Source organism: Nocardia abscessus (assembly GCF_015477775.1).
Classification (GTDB): Bacteria; Actinomycetota; Actinomycetes; order Mycobacteriales; family Mycobacteriaceae; genus Nocardia; species Nocardia abscessus_A.
Genome location: NZ_JADLQO010000001.1, coordinates 71,760 through 90,914, shown reverse-complemented (window position 1 = coordinate 90,914; position 19,155 = coordinate 71,760). Strand labels below are relative to the sequence as shown.

22 protein-coding genes are annotated in these 19,155 nt (G+C 70.7%); 17 read left to right on the top strand and 5 right to left on the bottom strand.

Annotated features, from left to right (window positions below):
* Positions 1 to 16 precede the first annotated feature (16 nt).
* On the bottom strand, positions 17 to 964 hold the full coding sequence (locus IU450_RS00485; RefSeq protein WP_051169392.1) for an HAD family hydrolase: 948 nt from the start codon (positions 962 to 964) through the stop codon (positions 17 to 19).
* A gap of 223 nt (positions 965 to 1,187) precedes the next feature.
* Between IU450_RS00485 and IU450_RS00480 the strand changes: the two genes are divergently transcribed.
* From IU450_RS00480 to IU450_RS00460, 5 genes are all read left to right on the top strand, one after another.
* Positions 1,188 to 1,448, top strand: a complete 261-nt coding sequence (locus IU450_RS00480; RefSeq protein ID WP_195147816.1) for a glutaredoxin family protein — start codon at positions 1,188 to 1,190, stop codon at positions 1,446 to 1,448.
* Positions 1,449 to 1,687: 239 nt separating this feature from the next.
* Positions 1,688 to 2,518: a redox-sensing transcriptional repressor Rex gene (locus IU450_RS00475; protein ID WP_195147815.1), complete on the top strand. Its 831-nt coding sequence runs from the start codon at positions 1,688 to 1,690 to the stop codon at positions 2,516 to 2,518.
* Entirely contained in the window at positions 2,515 to 3,957 is a 1,443-nt protein-coding gene (locus tag IU450_RS00470; protein ID WP_195147814.1) for a glutamyl-tRNA reductase, read from the top strand. The genes IU450_RS00475 and IU450_RS00470 overlap by 4 nt, the downstream gene beginning before the upstream one ends.
* Positions 3,954 to 5,009, top strand: a complete 1,056-nt coding sequence (gene hemC / locus IU450_RS00465) for a hydroxymethylbilane synthase (protein WP_228833880.1) — start codon at positions 3,954 to 3,956, stop codon at positions 5,007 to 5,009. Before IU450_RS00470 ends, hemC begins: the two co-directional genes overlap by 4 nt.
* A gap of 124 nt (positions 5,010 to 5,133) precedes the next feature.
* A complete protein-coding gene (locus tag IU450_RS00460) occupies positions 5,134 to 6,696 on the top strand; it encodes a uroporphyrinogen-III synthase (protein WP_195066449.1) in 1,563 nt (520 codons plus the stop codon).
* Positions 6,697 to 7,156: 460 nt separating this feature from the next.
* Here IU450_RS00460 and IU450_RS00455 read toward each other — a convergent pair whose 3' ends face one another.
* The 3 genes from IU450_RS00455 to IU450_RS00445 all read right to left on the bottom strand — a co-directional run bounded on the left by IU450_RS00455 (position 7,157) and on the right by IU450_RS00445 (position 9,191).
* Entirely contained in the window at positions 7,157 to 7,429 is a 273-nt protein-coding gene (locus IU450_RS00455; RefSeq protein ID WP_195147813.1) for a hypothetical protein, read from the bottom strand.
* A 123-nt stretch (positions 7,430 to 7,552) separates the two neighbouring features.
* The gene (locus IU450_RS00450; RefSeq protein WP_195147812.1) at positions 7,553 to 8,362 is read right to left on the bottom strand and encodes a tetratricopeptide repeat protein; all 810 of its coding nucleotides are present in this window, start codon (positions 8,360 to 8,362) and stop codon (positions 7,553 to 7,555) included.
* Between the two features lie 43 nt (positions 8,363 to 8,405).
* The gene (locus IU450_RS00445) at positions 8,406 to 9,191 is read right to left on the bottom strand and encodes a hypothetical protein (RefSeq protein ID WP_195147811.1); all 786 of its coding nucleotides are present in this window, start codon (positions 9,189 to 9,191) and stop codon (positions 8,406 to 8,408) included.
* Between the two features lie 321 nt (positions 9,192 to 9,512).
* Here IU450_RS00445 and hemB point away from each other — a divergent pair, with 321 nt between their 5' ends.
* The 6 genes from hemB (at position 9,513) to IU450_RS00415 (ending at position 12,758) form a co-directional block, all read left to right on the top strand.
* Complete coding sequence (gene hemB / locus IU450_RS00440) at positions 9,513 to 10,490, top strand: porphobilinogen synthase (RefSeq protein WP_195147810.1); 978 nt, start codon at positions 9,513 to 9,515, stop codon at positions 10,488 to 10,490.
* 5 nt (positions 10,491 to 10,495) lie between these two features.
* Positions 10,496 to 11,011 carry a hypothetical protein gene (locus IU450_RS00435; protein WP_195148596.1) on the top strand — a complete coding sequence of 172 codons (516 nt, stop codon included), beginning with the start codon at positions 10,496 to 10,498 and terminating at the stop codon, positions 11,009 to 11,011.
* Positions 11,012 to 11,334: 323 nt separating this feature from the next.
* Positions 11,335 to 11,808 (top strand): hypothetical protein, encoded by a 474-nt coding sequence (locus tag IU450_RS00430; RefSeq protein WP_195147809.1) that lies wholly within the window; start codon positions 11,335 to 11,337, stop codon positions 11,806 to 11,808.
* Complete coding sequence (locus IU450_RS00425) at positions 11,805 to 12,065, top strand: hypothetical protein (protein ID WP_195147808.1); 261 nt, start codon at positions 11,805 to 11,807, stop codon at positions 12,063 to 12,065. Before IU450_RS00430 ends, IU450_RS00425 begins: the two co-directional genes overlap by 4 nt.
* A gap of 71 nt (positions 12,066 to 12,136) precedes the next feature.
* On the top strand, positions 12,137 to 12,367 hold the full coding sequence (locus tag IU450_RS00420) for a hypothetical protein (RefSeq protein ID WP_195147807.1): 231 nt from the start codon (positions 12,137 to 12,139) through the stop codon (positions 12,365 to 12,367).
* 169 nt (positions 12,368 to 12,536) lie between these two features.
* On the top strand, positions 12,537 to 12,758 hold the full coding sequence (locus tag IU450_RS00415; RefSeq protein WP_195147806.1) for a hypothetical protein: 222 nt from the start codon (positions 12,537 to 12,539) through the stop codon (positions 12,756 to 12,758).
* A 20-nt stretch (positions 12,759 to 12,778) separates the two neighbouring features.
* On the opposite strand, the gene IU450_RS00410 is transcribed toward IU450_RS00415, so the two are convergent.
* On the bottom strand, positions 12,779 to 13,165 hold the full coding sequence (locus IU450_RS00410) for a hypothetical protein (RefSeq protein ID WP_195147805.1): 387 nt from the start codon (positions 13,163 to 13,165) through the stop codon (positions 12,779 to 12,781).
* A gap of 192 nt (positions 13,166 to 13,357) precedes the next feature.
* Here IU450_RS00410 and hemL point away from each other — a divergent pair, with 192 nt between their 5' ends.
* From hemL to resB, 6 genes are all read left to right on the top strand, one after another.
* Positions 13,358 to 14,677 (top strand): glutamate-1-semialdehyde 2,1-aminomutase, encoded by a 1,320-nt coding sequence (gene hemL / locus IU450_RS00405; protein WP_416382822.1) that lies wholly within the window; start codon positions 13,358 to 13,360, stop codon positions 14,675 to 14,677.
* A gap of 380 nt (positions 14,678 to 15,057) precedes the next feature.
* Entirely contained in the window at positions 15,058 to 15,708 is a 651-nt protein-coding gene (locus IU450_RS00400; protein WP_181721560.1) for a histidine phosphatase family protein, read from the top strand.
* Complete coding sequence (locus tag IU450_RS00395; RefSeq protein ID WP_195147803.1) at positions 15,705 to 16,346, top strand: TlpA disulfide reductase family protein; 642 nt, start codon at positions 15,705 to 15,707, stop codon at positions 16,344 to 16,346. The genes IU450_RS00400 and IU450_RS00395 overlap by 4 nt, the downstream gene beginning before the upstream one ends.
* The gene (locus IU450_RS00390) at positions 16,343 to 16,594 is read left to right on the top strand and encodes a hypothetical protein (RefSeq protein WP_195147802.1); all 252 of its coding nucleotides are present in this window, start codon (positions 16,343 to 16,345) and stop codon (positions 16,592 to 16,594) included. Before IU450_RS00395 ends, IU450_RS00390 begins: the two co-directional genes overlap by 4 nt.
* Positions 16,595 to 16,643: 49 nt before the next feature.
* On the top strand, positions 16,644 to 17,486 hold the full coding sequence (locus tag IU450_RS00385; protein WP_195147801.1) for a cytochrome c biogenesis CcdA family protein: 843 nt from the start codon (positions 16,644 to 16,646) through the stop codon (positions 17,484 to 17,486).
* Positions 17,483 to 19,153 (top strand): cytochrome c biogenesis protein ResB, encoded by a 1,671-nt coding sequence (gene resB / locus IU450_RS00380; protein ID WP_195147800.1) that lies wholly within the window; start codon positions 17,483 to 17,485, stop codon positions 19,151 to 19,153. Before IU450_RS00385 ends, resB begins: the two co-directional genes overlap by 4 nt.
* Positions 19,154 to 19,155 lie beyond the last annotated feature (2 nt).

Below are 19,155 nucleotides of genomic sequence, written 5' to 3'. Positions count from 1 at the left end.
TGCTGGGGCCGCCTGGTCAGTGGCCGTCGCGGCGGCGGGTGACCGCGGCTGCGACCGCGCCGCCTGCCGCGCCGAGGGCCAGGGCGGTGGGCACGCCGATCTTGGCGGCCTTGCGGCCGGTCCGGAAGTCGCGGATCTCCCAGCCGCGGTTCTTGGCGACTTCGCGTAGGTCCGAGTCCGGGTTGATGGCCACGGCGGTGCCGACCAGCGAGAGCATCGGCACGTCGTTGTGGCTGTCGGAGTACGCGGTGCACCGCTTGAGGTTCAGGCCCTCACGGATCGCCAGCGTGCGCACGGCGTGCGCTTTGCCGAGCCCGTGCAGGATGTCGCCCACCAGTCGCCCGGTGAACGTGCCGTCCACGCTCTCGGCCACGGTGCCCAGCGCGCCGGTGAGGCCGAGCCGCTTCGCGATCACCTGGGCCAGCTCCACCGGGGTGGCGGTCACCAGCCACACCTGCTGGCCCGCGTCCAGATGCATCTGCGCGAGCGCGCGGGTGCCCGGCCAGATCTTGTCGGCGATGATCTCGTCGTAGATCTCCTCGCCCAGCGCGGCCAGTTCGGCGGTCGAGCGCCCGGCGATGAAGGCCAGCGCCTTCTCCTTGCCGCTGGCCATATCGGTGCTGCTCTCCTTGCCGGTGACCCGGAATTTCACCTGTTTCCAGGCGACGTCCACCAGATCGGAGGTCTTGAAGTACTTGCGCGCCGCCAGACCTCGCGCGAAATGCACGATCGACGCGCCCTGCACCATCGTGTTGTCGACGTCGAAAAACGCGGCGGCGGTCAAGTCGCGCGGCGCCTCCGGGCCCGGTGGCGCCGCCTCGCCCGCGGCGAGTTCCGCGTCGTGCAGGGTCAGCGCGGCGTCCGCGCTCGCCTCACCGGCGAGATTGGCCCGCAATTCCTCTTCACTCGGGCCGAAGGGGCTGCGCGAGATACGGGCGAGCTGGTCCTGCAGACCTTGGCCCATCTGGCTCAGATTCCATCGCGCCGGAAACTCACCGAATCGTCCCGCGATGAATCCGGCCCTCGCCACCTTCGATCGTTCCGGCACCAGTACCTCCGCCCGTCGCGCGAACCATGTCAACAGTAGCCGGATCGGGTGACAGTCACGGCAGAAGGCGGCGCGCGACACATTCGCGTGGCGCGCACCGAGGCGGTGTGATCTCCGCGGTGCGGATTAAATATCGGTCATGACCAATCCCACACATTCGGTGACATTGCTGACTCGCGCGGGCTGCGGACTGTGTGCGACGGCACTGGAACGGCTGCGCGTGATCTGCGCCGAATTCGGTATCGAACCCGGCGCCGTCGACGTCGACGAAGCCGCCGCTACCGACCCTGGCCTGCGCGCCGAGTACGGCGACCGGCTTCCCGTCGTCCTGCTCGACGGCCGCGAACACAGCTATTTCGATGTCGACGAGACCCGATTGCGGGTGGACCTGACGCGCTGAGGTACGGCGTTTTCCGTCCGATTCGGCCGCTGTGCTGGTCGCAGCGGAAAATGAGGCCAATTTCACCGACTTTGTGCAGGGCTTCACAAGCAGTTACGGTGGTGGCACGCGACCCGCATGCCGAGGCTGCGGAGCCGCCCCGAAATCCGAAACTTCGACACCATGGCACCGGACCGCCCGCGGGTCAGAGGGGTCGAGCGACGAACCGGTGCCGAGGCCCGGAACGAGGAGCCGACGACGTGACAGAGCAGCATGAGGCGCCAGGCGGCGTCTCCGGCAGGGCTCTGCAGAAGGACATCCCGCAGGCCACCGTCGCGCGGCTGGCTACCTACCTTCGGGTTCTCGCCATGTTGGCCGACGACGGTGTTGCCATCGTATCTAGTGAGGAACTGGCTGTCGCGGCGGGTGTCAATTCGGCCAAATTGCGCAAGGACCTTTCCTTCCTCGGTCCCAACGGCGTTCGCGGCGTCGGCTACGACGTGGCCAAGCTCCGCTCCCGGATCGAAGCCGTGCTCGGCCTGTCGCAGGGCCACCGCGTCGTGCTGGTCGGCGCGGGGAATCTGGGCCGGGCCCTGGTCGGCTACGGCGGGTTCCGGCGGCGCGGCTTCACCGTGGTCGGCATGTTCGACAGCCACCCCGAGGTGATCGGCATGCCGGTCGCCGGTCTGGTGGTGCGCGACGTCGCCGAGCTGGCGGACGCGGTCGCCGAGCTGGAGCCGACCATCGCGGTCATCACCGTTCCCGACGACGCGGCCCAGGATGTCTGCGACCGGCTCGTCGCGTCCGGGCTCCAGTCGATCCTGAGCTTCGCTCCCTGTGAGCTGGTCGCACCCGCGACGGTCGAGGTCCGTCGCGTCGACCTGGCCGTGGAGATGCAGATGCTGTCGTTCGAGCGGGTGCGCAACGCGGAGCAGGCCCCGCTGCCGGAAGTCGCGCACGCCGGCTCGGGTCGCATCGCGCACCGACTGCCGACGGCGCACGCCGCGCCCGCGCATCCGGCACTCCAGCACTCGACAACCCCGCATACGGCAACGGAGCCAAGCAGCAAGGGATCGGTGGTCACACCATGAGCGTTCTCCTCGTCGGCATCTCGCACCGCAGCGCGCCGGTACCGGTGCTGGAGAAGGTGGCCGTCACCGATGCCGACCGGCCCAAGCTGATCGACCGTCTGCTCGCCTCCAGTCACGTGTCCGAGGCGATGATCGTCTCCACGTGCAACCGGGTGGAGGTCTACGCGGTGGTGGACGCCTTCCACGGCGGTCTCGCCGAAATCGGTGACCTGCTCACCAAGCACTCCGGGCTGCCGATGCCCGACCTGACCAAGCACGCCTACGTCCGCTACTCCGAGGCCGCCGCCGAGCACCTGTTCGCGGTGGCCAGCGGGCTGGACTCGATGGTGATCGGCGAGCAGCAGGTGCTCAGCCAGATCCGCGGCGCCTACGCCTCCGCCGACGCGCAGCAGGCGGTCGGGCGGACCCTGCACGAACTGGCGCAGCACGCGCTGCGGGTCGGCAAGCGGGTGCACGCCGAAACCGGGATCGACCGCGCTGGCGCGTCGGTGGTGTCGGTCGCGCTGGATCGCGCGCAGTACGTGCTCGGCCCGCTGGCCGGCCGCACCGCCGCGGTGGTCGGAGCGGGCGCGATGGGCGGTCTCGCCGTCGCGCATCTGTCGCGCGCCGGGATCGGCCGGATCATCGTGGTGAACCGCACCATCGGGCGAGCGCGCAGACTCGCGGAGACCGCGCGGACGCACGGCGTCGAGGCGGAGGTCATGGAGCTGTCGCGGCTCACCGAGGCGATGGCCGCCTCCGACGTGGTGGTCACCTGTACCGGCGCGGTCGGCGCGGTCGTGACGCTGGCCGACACCCACCGCGCACTCACCGAGCGCGAGCGGGGCGAGGAGTTCGCCACCGTGGAGCGTCCGCTGGTGTTCTGCGATCTCGGCTTGCCGCGCGATGTCGAGCACGCCGTGGCCGGGCTGCCCGGCGTCACCCTCATCGACATCGAGACGTTGCAGCGGGATCCGGCGGCGGGCGCCGCCGCCGACGACACCGCGGCCGCCCGGACGATCGTCGCCGACGAGCTCGCCAAATATCTTGCCGGACAGCGGATGGCCGAGGTCACCCCGACGGTGGCCGCGCTGCGCCAGCGCGCCGCGGAGGTGGTGGAGGCCGAACTGCTCCGGCTGGATTCGCGGCTGCCCGGCTTGGCCGACCCGGAACGCGACGAGGTCGCGCGCACGGTGCGCCGGGTGGTCGACAAGTTGCTGCACGCGCCGACGGTGCGGGTCAAGCAGCTCGCGTCGACGCCGGGCGGCGACAGCTACGCCGAGGCGCTGCGCGAATTGTTCGAACTGAAGCCCGGTGCGGCCCAGGCGGTCGCCGCGCCGATGGAGATCACCGCGCTCGCGGGCGATCGCGCCGAGATCACATTGGCCGACGGAGACATCGCGCTGGCCGACGACTTCACCGCGGGCCATCGTGGCGAGGAACAGGGGCAGACGGCATGACCATGGTGCACCAAGAAGGCAACGCGACCGCGGACGGCACCCGCACGCCGTGGCGGATCGGCACCCGGGGGAGCCTGCTCGCGCTCACCCAGGCGGGCACGGTGCGCGACGCGTTGATCGCGGCCGGGCAGCCTGCCGAGCTGGTCGTGATCAAGACCGCCGGTGACCTGTCGTCGGACCCGGTGCAGACGATCGGCGTCGGCGTGTTCACTTCCGCGCTACGCGACGAACTCGCGGCGGGCGCGATCGACATCGCCGTGCACTCCTACAAAGATCTGCCGACGGCGCAGGACCCGCGCTTCACCATCGCCGCCATCCCGCCCAGGGAGGACCCGCGCGACGCGCTGGTAGCGCGCGACGGGCTGGTGCTCGGCGAACTGCCCGCAGGCTCGAAGGTCGGCACCTCGGCGCCGCGCCGCGCGGCCCAGTTGCGGGCGCTCGGGCTCGGCCTGGACGTCGTCCCCCTCCGCGGCAACCTGGACACCCGCCTCCGCAAGGTCAGCGAGGGTGAACTGGACGCCGTCGTGGTGGCCAGAGCCGGCTTGGCGCGCATCGACCGCTTGGACGCGGTCACCGAGTCGCTGGAGCCGGTGCAGATGCTCTCGGCGCCCGCCCAGGGCGCTCTCGCGGTGGAATGCCGCAGTGACCACACCGCGCTGGTGGAGATCCTCTCCGGCCTGGACGACGCGGCCACCCGCTCATCCGTCATCGCCGAGCGGTCGCTGCTGGCCGAATTGGAGGCGGGCTGCACCGCGCCGATCGGTGCGCTCGCCGAGGTCGTCGAATCACTCGATGACGAAGGGCGGATCGTGGACGAACTGTCGCTGCGCGCGTGCGCGGCGGCGGTCGACGGATCCGACGTGCTGCGGGCGTCGGTGGTCGGCGCCCCGGCCGACGCCGCGGAGCTCGGCCGCGCGCTTGCCCGCGAGTTGCTCGACATGGGTGCGCGCGAGTTGCTCGCCGCCGAACCGGACGACGGTTCCCCCACCCGGGCGGTGAGTTCGCCCGCCACAGACTTGCCCAACCCCAGCCCAATGGAGAACAGCCGATGAGCGAGCGCCAGCGAGCGAACAACAGGCACAGCCGAGCCCTCGCTCGTGACGGAGTCATGAGCGAGCGAAGCACAGGCACCGTGCCCTCGGTTATGCCGGAGCCGAACGCAAGCGAGGTGCAGGCATGAGCCGAGTGACGAAGAAGCACCCCGGTCGCATCCTTTTCGTCGGATCGGGTCCGGGTGACCCGGCGCTGCTCACGGTCCGGGCCCGTGAGGTGATCGGACGGGCGACGCTGGCGTTCACCGATCCGGACGTCGACAAGGGCGTGCTCGCCCTGATCGGCACCGCGGTCGAGCCGGGTCCCGACGGGGAGCGCCCCGTCGACGTGCGCCCCGCGCTCGGCGAGCCCGCCGAAGTGGCCAAGACACTGATCGCCGAGGCGCGTGCCGGGCACGACGTGGTGCGCGTGGTCGCGGGCGACCCGCTGACCACCGACTCGGTGATCGCCGAGGTCAACGCCGTCACCCGGTCGCACATGGTCTTCGAGGTGCTGCCCGGCCTGCCCAACGGCTCCGCGGTGCCCAGCTACGCGGGCATCGCGCTGGGTTCCGGGCACACCGAAGCGGACGTGCGCGGCGAGGTCGACTGGGCGGCGCTGGCGGCCGCTCCCGGCCCGCTCGTACTGCACGCGACCTCGGGGCATCTCGCCGAGACCGCGAGCGCCCTGGTCGAGCACGGCATGGCGCCGCAGACTCCGGTCGCGGTGACGGTGCGCGGCACCACCCGCCAGCAGCGCACCATCGAGGCCACCTTGGCCACGCTGAACAGCGCGGCCTCCGAGCTGGTCGGCCCGCTGGTGGTGACCATCGGCAAGGTGGTCGCGCAGCGCTCGAAGATGTCCTGGTGGGAGTCGCGCGCGCTGTACGGCTGGACCGTGCTGGTGCCGCGCACCAAGGACCAGGCCGCCGAGATGAGCGAGCGACTGGTCACGCACGGCGCCATCCCGATGGAGGTGCCGACCATCGCGGTCGAGCCGCCTCGCAGCCCCGCTCAGATGGAGCGCGCGGTCAAGGGTTTGGTCGACGGACGCTACCAGTGGGTCGTGTTCACCTCCACCAACGCGGTGCGCGCGGTGTGGGAGAAGTTCGCCGAGTTCGGTCTGGACGCGCGGGCCTTCTCCGGCGTGAAGATCGCCTGCGTCGGCGAGGCCACCGCGGACAAGGTGCGCTCGTTCGGCATCAACCCCGAACTGGTGCCCAGCGGTGAGCAGTCCTCCGAAGGTTTGCTGGCCGACTTCCCGCCCTACGACGACGTGTTCGACCCGGTGAACCGGGTGCTGCTGCCGCGCGCCGACATCGCCACCGAGACGCTGGCCGAGGGGCTGCGCGACCGCGGCTGGGAGATCGACGACGTCACGGCCTACCGCACGGTGCGCGCCTCGCCGCCGCCCGCGGAGACCCGCGAGATGATCAAGACCGGCGGCTTCGACGCGGTCCTGTTCACCTCGTCCTCCACGGTGCGCAACCTGGTCGGCATCGCGGGCAAGCCACACGCGCGCACCATCGTGGCGTGCATCGGCCCGAAGACCGCCGAGACCGCCATCGAGTTCGGCCTGCGCGTGGACGTGCAGCCCGAGGTGGCCCAAGTCGGTCCTCTGGTCGAGGCACTGGCCGAGCACGCGGCCCGGCTGCGCGCCGAAGGGCTCCTGCCGCCTCCGCGCAAGAAGAGCCGCCGCAGTCGGTAAATTTTGCCAGCGCCTGCGGCGCTGGGTGTTCGCGGCCCCTTCATGGCTTGCGTCCGAGCGACCGCCGCTTGCTCCTTCGTCGCGTACGCGACGGCCACTCGGACGCAAGCTGGGCCGCGAACGGCGCATGCTCGGTCTCGCTTCGCTCGAAAGACGTGGTGGTGCCGGTGTGGTCGGGATCCGAGGTGGCTGCCGTGTACGGCTTATGCCGTCCCGGGTCGCTCGTGTACGGCGGCTGCCGCTGGTGGTTACGTACGACATGAGGTCCGCCAGGTATGCGCTGATGAGATCCCCGTGACGGGACCGGTACGCGGGTTGGGGTGAATCCTGCCTTGGTGGGGGTTGCCGCCGTGCCATGCCCCACCCGGAGCTGAGCGCAGCCGCCCGCTGATCTGGATCCGACTGCGCCCGGTCCGGGCGTTTCGGTGCGGTACACAGCGGGCGGCGGCCCCAGCGGATCTCAGTACCGCTTGCGCATCAGCGTGCGGACCATGGTGCAGGTGGCGTCGGAGGGCGGTCGGATGCCGATCACCTCGGCGGTGTGCCTGATCCGCTTGTTCGTGGCGTAGCTCGGTGCGTAGACGCCCGAGTCGAGCAGTGCGATCGCCAGGCGCATCGCCTTGAGCCGCCGGTTGTGCAGGACGTACCACGCCCGGGGACGGCCCGCGGGCAGCGGGCGCTTCTGCAGCGGGGTGTAGGGGCGGTCGATGAGAACGGTTTGCGGTGTGCGCATTGGCATCCCTCCCGTGGCGATCGGGGGCGGACGAGCCCCCTCGAACGTACCTTCGATTCTACTCGGGGGCACCGACAAATTCGGCTGGCCACAAAGGTTTTCGCCTGCCCCGCAGCCGTCGGTTCACAGATCGTGCAGTAGCCGCAGCGACTGTGGATGCCCGAGTGCGGCGGCGCGTTCGAGCCACTGCCTGGCCTCCCGCTGCGCGGGCGTACGGCCGGTCGCGATGGCGGCCGCGGCGCGCAGCACCTCGGGATCGGCGAAATCACCTGCCAGGTAAGGCGTGTTCGTTGCCCGCAGCAACAGCGCGAGGTGGAACATCGAGTCCGGGTCGCCTGCTTCGGCGCCCGTGCGCAGCCACCGCTCGCCCTCGGCCTGCTCGCCGCGGTCCAGATGCAGCGCACCGAGCACCGCCATCGCGTCCGTTCTTCCACGGCGCGCGGCCTCGGTGAGCAGGTCGATCGCGCGGTCGAATTCGCCGCGGCGCGCCAGATACAGGCCGAGACTGCGCATGGCCGTGGGGTTTCCGGCGCTGGCCGCGCGCTCGTACCACTGCTCGGCCTCCTCGTCGCGCCCGCGCCGATTGGCGAGAACGCCCATATTGCAGAGGGCTTCGGGCAACCCCCGCTCGGCGGCGGGCCGCAACCAGCGCTCCGCCTCGTCGAGATTGCCGCGCTCCACGTGCAGCAGCCCCAGCTGCACACCCGCGGGCTCGTTGCCCCGCGCGGCGGCGGTCTCCAGCCAGCGGATGCCCTCGCCGACCCGGCCGTCGGCCCCCAGCAGCGCTCCGAGCATCCCCATGGCGGGCACGCTGCCGCCCGCCGCGGCCCGGCGCAGCCAGTGTTCGGCGCCCGCCGCGTCGCCCGCGTCCCACAGCGCCTCGGCGCGCCGCTGCATGGCGAGCAGTTCCATCTCGCTCGGTGGCTCGGTCATGTCAGCACCCCGCCTCGCGACTCCGCGACGATCACGCCGCCCATCATCGCGCCTGTTCGACCGGGGCGCGGTACCCGTACTCGTGCGCGTAGTCGGTCAGCTGTGCGTCGTAGTTGCGGAGGCTGTCCAGCAGCCAGGTGTGTCCGGTGTCCTTGACGACCACGATCGGCCCACGGCTGCCCGGCGGGAGGACGGGAACGGAGCCGTCGAGATACCAGCTGGTGGTCGACCACGGGAAGATGAAGGCCCAGCCGATGTCGGCGACCCGCTGCGGCGGCCCGAGCTGCAAGGGGTCGGCGGGGGTGGAATGCCGTGCGCTGTGCCGGGCGAGCAGATGCCGCGCGCTGTTGCGGGCCACCCGCACGTCCAGGGGGCCCGAGGTGGTGTTCGGGAACGGCACGCTGATCTGCGCCCCGCCGCGCAGCCGTAGGCCCGCCTCTTCGGTCACCTGGCACGGCCTGCTCTGCAGGCGGACGAAGACGGTCCGGGCGGTGTCGGAGTACCGCAGTTGGACGACGGCGTCCTCGGTGCCGCCGACCAGGTGCGTGCCCCGGCTGCGCATCCATTCCGGCTCGTCGGGACGGATGCCGAGCGTGGCGAAGGCGACGTGCGCGCCGGGCATCACCTCGGGCTCGGCCGATTGCCGCGCGAGGAACTCCACACTGAAGTTCCTCCCGGTGGCGTCGGTGGCGCGCCAGGCGCGCAGCGCGGCCGGGGGTGGGGGCACACCGGCGGTCAGCACCGGCCACCAGTCCGCCAGCAGTACCGCCACCCACGACTCGAAGTCGGCGGCTCTGGCGAGCGAGATATCGATGTGTGGATCGGTCATGCTGTCCCCCAGCGGGTCTCGCCCCTAGTCGGAGTATGCGCCTTCGGGCGGGGGACCAAGTGTGATTTCACACACCGTTATCACTCGGATGACATGGCCGATCGGCGACGGCGGGCACCGTGCAATTCCGCATCGCGCAGGACGGAGTTCCACGTGTCGACGCGCACCAGGCCGACAACGGCAGCGTCCGGGTGAACGAAGGCGGCGAGCGCCATATCCGCCCCGCCGCGCGACAGCTGTCCCAGAGGGCTGGGTCGGAGGCTCCGGCGCAGGCCCCGGGTGCTCGCGACAGCCGACCGGACCGGGCGTATCGTGCGATTCATGACCGGAATGGACCGCCCGCGGCGGTTGCGCCGTACCCCGGCTTTGCGTCGTCTCGTGGCCGAAACCACACTGGAACCACGGCAATTGGTGCTGCCGATGTTCGTGGCCGACGGCTTGGCGGAGCCGCGCCCCATCGGCTCCATGCCGGGCGTGGCGCAGCACTCGCTGGATTCGCTGCGCAAGACGGCTGTCGAGGCGGTCACGGCGGGCGTCGGCGGCATCATGCTGTTCGGCGTGCCACGTCCGGAGGACAAGGACGCCGTCGGCAGCGCCGCGTCCGATCCGCACGGCATCCTCAACCGCGGCCTGCGCGCGCTCGCCGAAGAGGTGGGCGACTCGACGGTGGTCATGGCCGACACCTGCCTGGACGAGTTCACCGACCACGGCCACTGCGGCGTACTGGCCGCCGACGGCGCGGTGGACAACGACGCGACACTGGACCGCTACGTCGAGATGGCGCTGGCCCAGGCCGAGGCGGGCGCCGACCTGCTCGGCACAAGCGGCATGATGGACGGCCAGGTCGGCGCGATCCGGCAGGGCCTGGACGCGGCCGGTCGCATCGACACCGGCATCCTGGCCTATTCCGCCAAGTACGCCTCGGCGTTCTACGGCCCCTTCCGGGAGGCCGTCGGTTCCTCGCTGGAAGGCGACCGGCGCACCTACCAGCAGGACCCGGCCAATCGCCGGGAGGCGCTTCGCGAGCTGGAGCTGGATCTTGCCCAGGGCGCGGACATCGTGATGGTCAAGCCCGCCATGTCGTATCTGGACATCCTGCGAGAGGTCGCCGATCACTCGACGGTCCCGGTCGCCGCTTACCAGATCTCCGGCGAGTACGCGATGATCACCGCCGCCGCCGAGCGCGGCTGGATCGATCGCCGCGGCGCCATTCTCGAGTCGCTGCTGGGTATCCGCCGGGCGGGTGCGGACATCGTGCTCACCTACTGGGCGACCGAGGCCGCACACTGGCTGTCGTGACGAATATGGCGGGACCGTTCGCCGCGGGCCCGGTTCGGCCTCCGATGCCGGAGGACGTGGGTACCGCGCGGCAGCTGTGGTGGGGTGTCATCGGGTTCGGCGTGGTGCAGTTGATCGCCTCGATCATCGCCGCGCTGGATCGGCGGCGCACCTTCGCCGAGGAGGTCTTCGAGCAGGCCAGAGTGCAGGATCCGCAGGTCACGCTGGCCAGCGCCGAGCTGATGGTGTCGTTGGTCTACGTGGTGGTCGTGCTGCTCGGGCTGGGCGTCGCGGCGCTCGCGCTGGTCGTCGTGCACCAGTTCGGACGCGGCAAGCCGTGGGCGCGCACCGTGCTCACGGTGGTCGGCGCGTGGGTCCTGGTGATCGGCGTCGGTGCGCTGTTCGCCATCGACGCGGTGACCGGAACGGCTTCGCTCGTCGCGGGCGGCGCATCGATCGTGCAGGCCGTGCTCGCGGTCGGCGCCATCTATCTGTCCCATCGGCCGGAGGCCACCAAGTACTTCCTGCCGGGCAGGCCCTGAGCCGCGGATGGAACGCGTTCTCAGTTTGTCCGAGACAGTCCGGCATGTATGGTGAGGGTTGTCACAGTGGACGTGGGAACCGGTAGTCGTTTGTCATGCGTTGTCTCGCATTACGTGCGGGAACTCGGCAGATGGCTCCGGAGGATCGGAGGCATCGATGCGAGTGGTGATCCAGCAGCCGCACAGCATTCGGCGGGACCTGGCCGTCTTGAGCCTGCTGATTCTGTTCGCCGTGCTGACCGTCGCCGTGCTGTTGCTGCCCGGCTTGACTCGCTGATCTCGCTTTCCGTCGTGCTGCCGCCCGCTGTCGCCGAGGGGCCGGCGTGACCGTCTTGTTCACCGAACCGGGCGCCCGCTGGCGCGCGGTCGCCTATGGGCCGATTCTGTGCCTGGCCGTTCTCGCTCTCGAACTCGTCACGGGTGGTTCCATGCACTGGTTCGCCCTGCTGTTCTGCGCCGCGCTGATCGCGGGCTTCGTCGCGCTGCAGGTGGTTGCGGGCAAGCGGCACGTCAGCGTCGAGTTGACGCCGGAGACGCTGCGTTCGGGCACCGAGTCGCTGCCGCTGAGCTCGATCGCCGACGTCCTTCCGGAACGCGACGAGGACTCCTGGGACGACGAAGAGTGGGAGTCGGCGCGGGCGCTCGGTGAGCTGACCGGTGTGCCGCGCCGCCGCACCGGAATCGGGCTGCGGTTGGCCGACGGCAGCCTGGTGCAGGCCTGGGCGAAAGACCACCGGGCGCTGCGCACGGCGTTGACCGAAGCCCTCGAGCGCAGTGCGGACGGAGTGGACCGTTGAGACGCTGGGTAGTCGCGGTGTTCGTGGAACTGGATCTGATCGTGCTCGCGCTCGTGGGGGCGGTACTCGGCGCACGCGCCGGTGTGCACACCACCGATTTCCCGCCGTTGGGCGACGCGCCTGGTTTCACCGCCACCCGCTACGTAGCGCCCTGGTGGCTGCTGGCCACTGTGCTCGTCGCGGTGGCCGGGGTCCTGGCCATCGACGCGGCAGCCCGGCTCGTGCGCGGTCTGCGTGGTGCCCGGGCTGTCGCCTGATCGGCGGGAGTCCACTCGGCGCGAGTCCGCCCGAGCCGTTTGATCCGGCGGATGGCGGGAACGCCGATCACATGAAACCAACTGTCCAGCGAACACTTTTCGGCGCGGTGGCGGCCGGTGTGGTCGGCGCGGCAGCGCTCGCACCCGCCACCGCGTCCGCCGAAGCCGTTGCGGCAGAGCCTGTCCCGGTGACACCGGTCTTCGCCGCCACACCGCCCGCACCGTTGCTGCACGCGTTGCCCGCGCCGCTGGCGTGCCTGGTGACCACCGGGTTCGCCGCATTCTGTCTGGGCATCACGTAGCCACGGATTGCCTGCGAACCGCTGCGTCCGGCGCGCCGACGGGTTACCGTGCAACCGCGCGCCGTCCGGTGCCCGACGCCCGTCGACCGCGCGCTTTGGCTGGAATGGCCCTGTGGCCGTTAGTATTTCGGCCGTAGTTGGAACGTGCGTCGATGAAGGAAAGTGTTTGATGAACCGGTTCGCCGTGAAGATCTGTGCCGCGTTTGCCGTGGCTGCCGCCCTCGGGATCGGGGCCGGGCCCGCCGGCGCGAGCCCGGGACTGCCACTGGAGGACGTGAGCCCGGTCGACGCGCCGATCCTCGTGCCGGATACCGGTTCCGCCGGCCCCTACAACGGGTTCATGTGCTTCCTGCACACCATGTCGGCGCAGGTCCCTTGCATGTACGCCTGAGGTAGCCGCGCGGCGCCCGCTCAGTTCCAGTGCTGGTAAATGTCCAGCACGCGACCGTTGCGGGCGCCGGGCGCGTTCAGATAGACGGTGACCGTCCCGTCGGGATGGCCGGCCGCTTCCAGGACCACTTGGCGCAACGTGGCGTGCACCGCCCCGCGCTCGTCGCGGTGGATCACGGAATCGCTCTTCAGCCCGGCGCCGATCCGGTTGGGCGGGACGACCATGGTGATCAGCGCCGGAATGGGTCCGCCTGCCAGCGCGGTGGTCGCCGTGTGGTCCAGCGGGATGGCCAGCCGCGCCTGATCGAGTTGATCGAACGGCTGCGCGGCGGCGGACCCGGCGCCGAGTGCCACGACGGCCCCCGCGACGACGGTGAGCACACCCACGCTGACGATGGCAATCCGCATGCAGACCCTCCCGAACGATGGACGAATGTGAGCTGAGACTACGCACCGGCAACCGTTCAGCGATCGAAATTCGCGCGAACCTCACCTCGGCGTGTTGCCGGGCGGCTGCGGCCTGCATCACTGCACTACACCCTGTCGTCGAATCGATTTCCAGGTGCTGAGAGACTGGAACACGTGAGTTCTTCTCCGCGCGTGACCAGTGCAGCGGTGCCGGTTTCCGCTCAGCTCTTCGACCGGGCGAGTTCGGTGATTCCGGGAGGCGTCAACTCTCCGGTGCGGGCATTCCGATCCGTCGGCGGCACACCGCGATTCATCGCCTCGGCCGAGGGCTGCACGCTCGTCGACGCCGACGGCAACGAGTACGTCGACCTGGTCTGCTCCTGGGGGCCGATGATCCTCGGCCACGCGCATCCCGCGGTCGTCGAGGCGGTGCGCCGCGCGGCGGGCGGCGGCCTGTCCTTCGGCGCGCCGACCGAGGCCGAGATCGAGCTCGCCGAGGCGATCGTGCGGCGGGTCGCCCCGGTGGAACGGGTCCGGCTGGTGAACTCCGGCACCGAGGCCACCATGAGCGCGGTCCGGCTGGCCCGTGGCTGCACCGGCCGCACCAAGATCATCAAGTTCGCCGGGTGCTACCACGGCCACGTCGACGCGCTGCTCGCCGACGCGGGCTCCGGCGTCGCCACGCTCGGACTGCCCACCTCACCCGGCGTGACGGGCGCGCAGGCGGCCGACACCATCGTGCTGCCCTACAACGACCTCGACGCCGTCGCCGCCGCGTTCGCCGCGAACCCCGATGCGATCGCCTGCGTGATCACCGAGGCGGCGGCGGGCAACATGGGAGCGGTCGCGCCGCTGCCCGGATTCAACGCGGGCCTGCGCGCGCTCACCGCCGAGCACGGTGCGCTGCTCGTCATGGACGAGGTGATGACCGGCTTCCGCGTCAGCAGTGCGGGCTGGTTCGGCCGGGAAGGCGTCGCGGGCGATCTCTACACCTTCGGCAAGGTGATGAGCGGCGGCCTGCCCGCCGCGGCGTTCGGCGGACGCGCCGAGATCATGAACCACCTCGCGCCGCTCGGGCCCGTCTACCAGGCCGGCACGCTGTCCGGTAACCCGGTGGCGGTGGCCGCGGGCCTCGCCACGCTGCGCGCGGCCGACGACGCGGTCTACGCGGCGCTGGATCACAACGCACAGCGGCTCGGTGATCTGTTCACCTCCGCACTGACCACCGCAGGGGTCCGGCACCAGGTCCAGTTCGCGGGCAATATGGTGAGCGTGTTCTTCGCCGAACGCCCGGTCACCGACTACGCCGCCGCCAAGGCGAGCGAGACCTGGCGCTACCCAGCGTTCTTCCACGCCCTGCTCGACGGCGGCGTGTACGCGCCGCCGAGCGCGTTCGAAGCATGGTTCGTTTCCGCGGCGCTCGACGAGGACGCGTTCGACCGTATCGCTGCCGCCTTGCCCGCCGCCGCGCACGCGGCGGCGGCCGCCACCCCCGAAGGATCCCGCGCGTGACCTCCGACCTCGATCAGCCCGATGCCGCCCGGCGCGAGCTAGCCAAGCCGTCCGCCGAGCCGGATGTGCCCGTGACGAACGGCGCGACCGCCGTGGCCGCCGCGCCGGCCATCGATCCCGGCGCGGACGCGACCGTGATCGACGCGGGTGAGCAATTCGCCGCCGCGAGCGCAGGCGCTCGGACCGCGACCGCCGAACTCGCGGAATCGAGCCTGGTCGACGCGGGTGCTCAGTTCGCCGCGGCCGCCGCGGCCTCGGACGCGCAGGTCGTCGCGGCGCGCAAGGGGGACAAGGGGGACAGGACCGCTTCGGCCGCTGACGAGGCCAGCGGGACCGAACCGGTCGAACGCGCCGACGGCCGGACCCACACCACCGAGCGGGTGCACGACGGCGGCACCGCACCGGTCGAGACCATCGTGCACGTGCTGCGGCACGGCGAGGTGCACAACCCGAACGGCATCCTCTACGGCCGCCTGCCCGGCTTCAGCCTCTCGGTGGCCGGGCGGGCGCAGGCCGCCGCGGTCGCGCGGACCCTGGCCGATCACGACATCGCGCTGGTCATCGCCTCCCCGCTGCAGCGCGCCCAGGAGACCGCCGAGCCGATCGCCGCCCAGCACGACGTGATCGTGCGCACCGACGAGAACCTCATCGAGGCGGGCAACACCTTCGAGGGCCTGCGCGTCTCCGTCGGCGACGGCGCGCTGCGCAAGCCGCGGCACTGGTGGAAGCTGCGTGACCCCTTCACCCCGTCCTGGGGCGAGCCCTATCTGCAGATCGCGCATCGCATGCTGGCGGCGGTGAACAAAGCCCGCGTCGAAGCGGCCGGGCGCGAGGCGGTGCTGGTGTCGCATCAGCTGCCGGTGTGGACGCTGCGGCGATTCCTCCAGGGGCAGCGCCTGTGGCACGATCCGCGCCAGCGGCAGTGCTCGCTCGCGTCGCTGACCTCGCTGGTCTACCAGGGCGACACCCTCGTCGACATCGTCTACTCCGAGCCCGCGGGCGGCTCGGACCCCTCGGTACACGGCGCATGATCCGCTCCACCGCGTTCTGTGACCCGCCCGTGAAACGCACCGGGCGGGTGCTGCCGGTGCTGCTCGCGTGCGTGGCGCTCGTCGCCGCGCTCGCGGGTTGCTCGACCGGTTCGGACGCGGTGGCCTCGGGCGGCACCTTCGAATTCGTCTCGCCCGGCGGCAAGACCGACATCCGCTACGACCCGCCCGCCGCCCGCGGCACCATCGGCGAATTGGCCGGTCCGGACTTGATGACGGCCGGTAAGACGATTTCGGTCGCGGACTACCCGGGCAAGGTCGTGGTCCTCAACCTGTGGGGCCAGTGGTGCGGTCCGTGCCGCGCGGAGGCGCCCGCCCTGGAGAAGGTCTACGAGGCGACCAAGGACAAGGGTGTCGCCTTCCTCGGGATCAACGTCCGCGATCCGCAACAGGACAAGGCCCAAGATTTCGTGGTCGACAACAAGGTCGGCTACCCGTCCATCTACGACCCGTCGATGCGCACGCTCTTGGCGCTCGGCGGGAACTTCCCGACCAGTGTCATCCCCACCACGCTCGTCCTCGACCGGCAACACCGGGTCGCCGCGGTCTTCCTGCGGTCCCTGCTCGCCGAGGATCTACAACCAGTAATCGAAAGCATCGCCGCGGAGGAATCACAGTGAATCGCGACCGCCGTACCCGCCACCTGCGCGCCTGTCGGCCACGGCAGGGCGCCCGACGTATCGGCGGCGGATGGGCCGTCGACGACCGGTGGGCGGGTATCGCCACCGTGCCGCGCAGCGTCGCCGCCGACTCCCTGCTGGACTTCGCCGTGTTCGACGGGGCCGAGGAACCCGCCGCCACCGAGCGGAAGGTGTCGTTGCGCCACGGCGCCCGATCGGCGGAGGACACGCGGGAGGAATCGGTGTGACCTGCGAGCACACCGAGCACACCGCGCTGTGTACCGGTGAGGACCTGTGATGGTGCTCGCCGGAGTCGGTGATTCGTTCCAGCAGACGGCGGCCTCCGGGCCGCTGCTGCTGGCGCTCGGCGCGTGCCTGCTCGCGGGTCTGGTGTCGTTCGCCTCGCCGTGCGTGGTGCCGCTCGTGCCCGGATATCTGTCCTATCTGGCCGGATTGGTCGGTGCGGAGGCGCCGCCCGCCACCGTCGCCGAGGCCACCGCAACCGGCTCCGCGCGGGCGGGCGCGGTGACCGCCGCCCCATCGCTGCGCACCGGACGGATGCGGGTCGCGGCAGCGGCGGGGCTGTTCGTCGCCGGTTTCACGGTGGTCTTCGTGCTCGCCACCGCGACGGTGTTCGGCGTCATCCAGACCCTCAACGTGAATCGGGAACTGCTGCAACGCATCGGTGGCGTCGTGACGATCCTGATGGGCTTGGTGTTCATCGGCCTGGTGCCCGCCTTGCAGCGCGACACCCGGATGGAGCCGCGCAGGCTCACCAGCATCGTGGGCGCGCCGCTGCTCGGCGGGGTGTTCGCGCTGGGATGGACCCCCTGTCTCGGCCCGACGCTGTCGGGCGTCATGGCGGTGGCCGCGGGCACCGACGGGACGACGGCCGTGCGCGGGGTCGCCCTGATCGTCGCCTACTGCCTCGGTCTCGGTCTGCCGTTCGTCGTACTCGCGTTCGGGTCGGCGAGCGCGCTGCGGGGGGTCGGCTGGCTGCGCCGCAATTCCCGCACCATCCAGATCGTCGGGGGCATGTTGCTCGTCGCGGTCGGCGCCGCGCTGGTCACCGGGGCATGGGACCTGTTCGTCGCCTGGGTGCGCGATGCGTTCGTCTCCGAGGTGACCTTGCCGATATGACCGTGACCGACCAGCCCACGATCGACACGCCCGCGCGGCCCCCGCGCCGATCACTCGCCGGACGGGCCTGGGCGTTCCTGCGCAACACATGGCGCGGGCTCACCAGCATGCGCACCGCTTTGGTGCTGCTGTTCCTGCTCGCCCTGGCCGCGATTCCCGGCGCGCTGTTGCCGCAGCGGAACCTCAACGAGCAGAAGGTCGAGCAGTACATCGCCGACCGGCCCACGCTCGGCCCGTGGATGGACCGCTTCGAACTGTTCGACGTGTTCTCCAGTTTCTGGTTCACGGCCGTCTACGTGCTGCTGTTCATCTCCCTGGTCGGTTGCATCCTGCCGCGCACGGTCGACCACTACCGCGCCCTGCGCACCCCGCCGGTGCGGGCGCCGCGCAATCTGACCAGGCTGCCGCACCACTACTCGGACCGCGTCGAGCAATCGCCCGGGGCGGTGATCGATCACGCTCGCGCGCAGTTGCGCGGCTGGCGCACCGAGGTCCGTCCCGGCCCCCGCGAGGGCGAAGTGGCGCTGTCGGCGGAGAAGGGCTACAGCCGCGAACTCGGCAACCTGGTGTTCCACCTCGCACTGGTCGGACTGCTGGTCGCCATCGCGGCGGGCAAGCTGTTCGGCTACGAGGGCAGCGTCATCGTGCTGGCGAACAACGGACCCGGCTTCTGCACCACGTCACCCGCGGTGTTCGACTCGTTCAAGGCGGGCAACGTCAACGACGGCACCGGCATGACGCCGATCTGTGTCCGGGTCAAGGATTTCCAGGCCGATTACCTGACCAACGGGCAAGCCGAGATGTTCACCGCGAACCTCGCCTACCAGGCGGGTGACGACCTGCGCAGCAACATCTGGCGCGACACCCAGGTGCAGGTCAACCACCCTCTGCGCGTCGCGGGCGACCGGCTCTACCTGCAAGGCCACGGCTACGCACCGACCTTCACGGTCACCTTCCCGAACGGCCAGACCCGCACCGAGTCCATCCAGTGGCGTCCCGACGACGCGTCGACGTTCCTGTCCAGCGGCGTGCTGCGGATCGACCCGCCCGGCGGCATGTACGCCACCGACGAGGAGCGCCGCAAGAACCAGATCGCGATCGAGGGGCTGTTCGCGCCCACCGCGATGTTCCACGGATCGCTGCTGACCTCGGCGTTTCCCGCGATGAACGATCCGGCCGTCGCGGTCGACATCTATCGCGGTGACACCGGCTTGGACACCGGGAAGCCGCAGTCGTTGTTCGCCCTCGACCCGGAGCAGGTCAAACAGGGGCGCCTGACCAAGGAGGCCAGGGTCAATCTGCGCCCCGGCGAGTCGACCACCCTGCCGAACGGCACCAAGGTCGCCTTCGACGGCGCGCAGGAGTTCGTGAATCTGCAGGTCTCGCACGACCCCGCCCAGCAGTGGGTGCTGGTGAGCGCGTTGCTGATGATGGCGGGCCTGCTGGTCTCGCTGCTGGTCAAGCGCCGCCGGATCTGGGTGCGGGTGTACCCGGCCGAGGACGCAGCCGGTACCGTTGACAAACGACGCACTGTAGTAGAGATGGGCGGGCTCGCGAGGACCGACCAGGCGGGCTGGGGCGGCGAGTTCGACCGGCTGCGCGCCCGCCTGCTCGACACGGACGCCGGGACCACTGCGGCGCGGGGCGCCGAGACCACGGGAGAGTGACC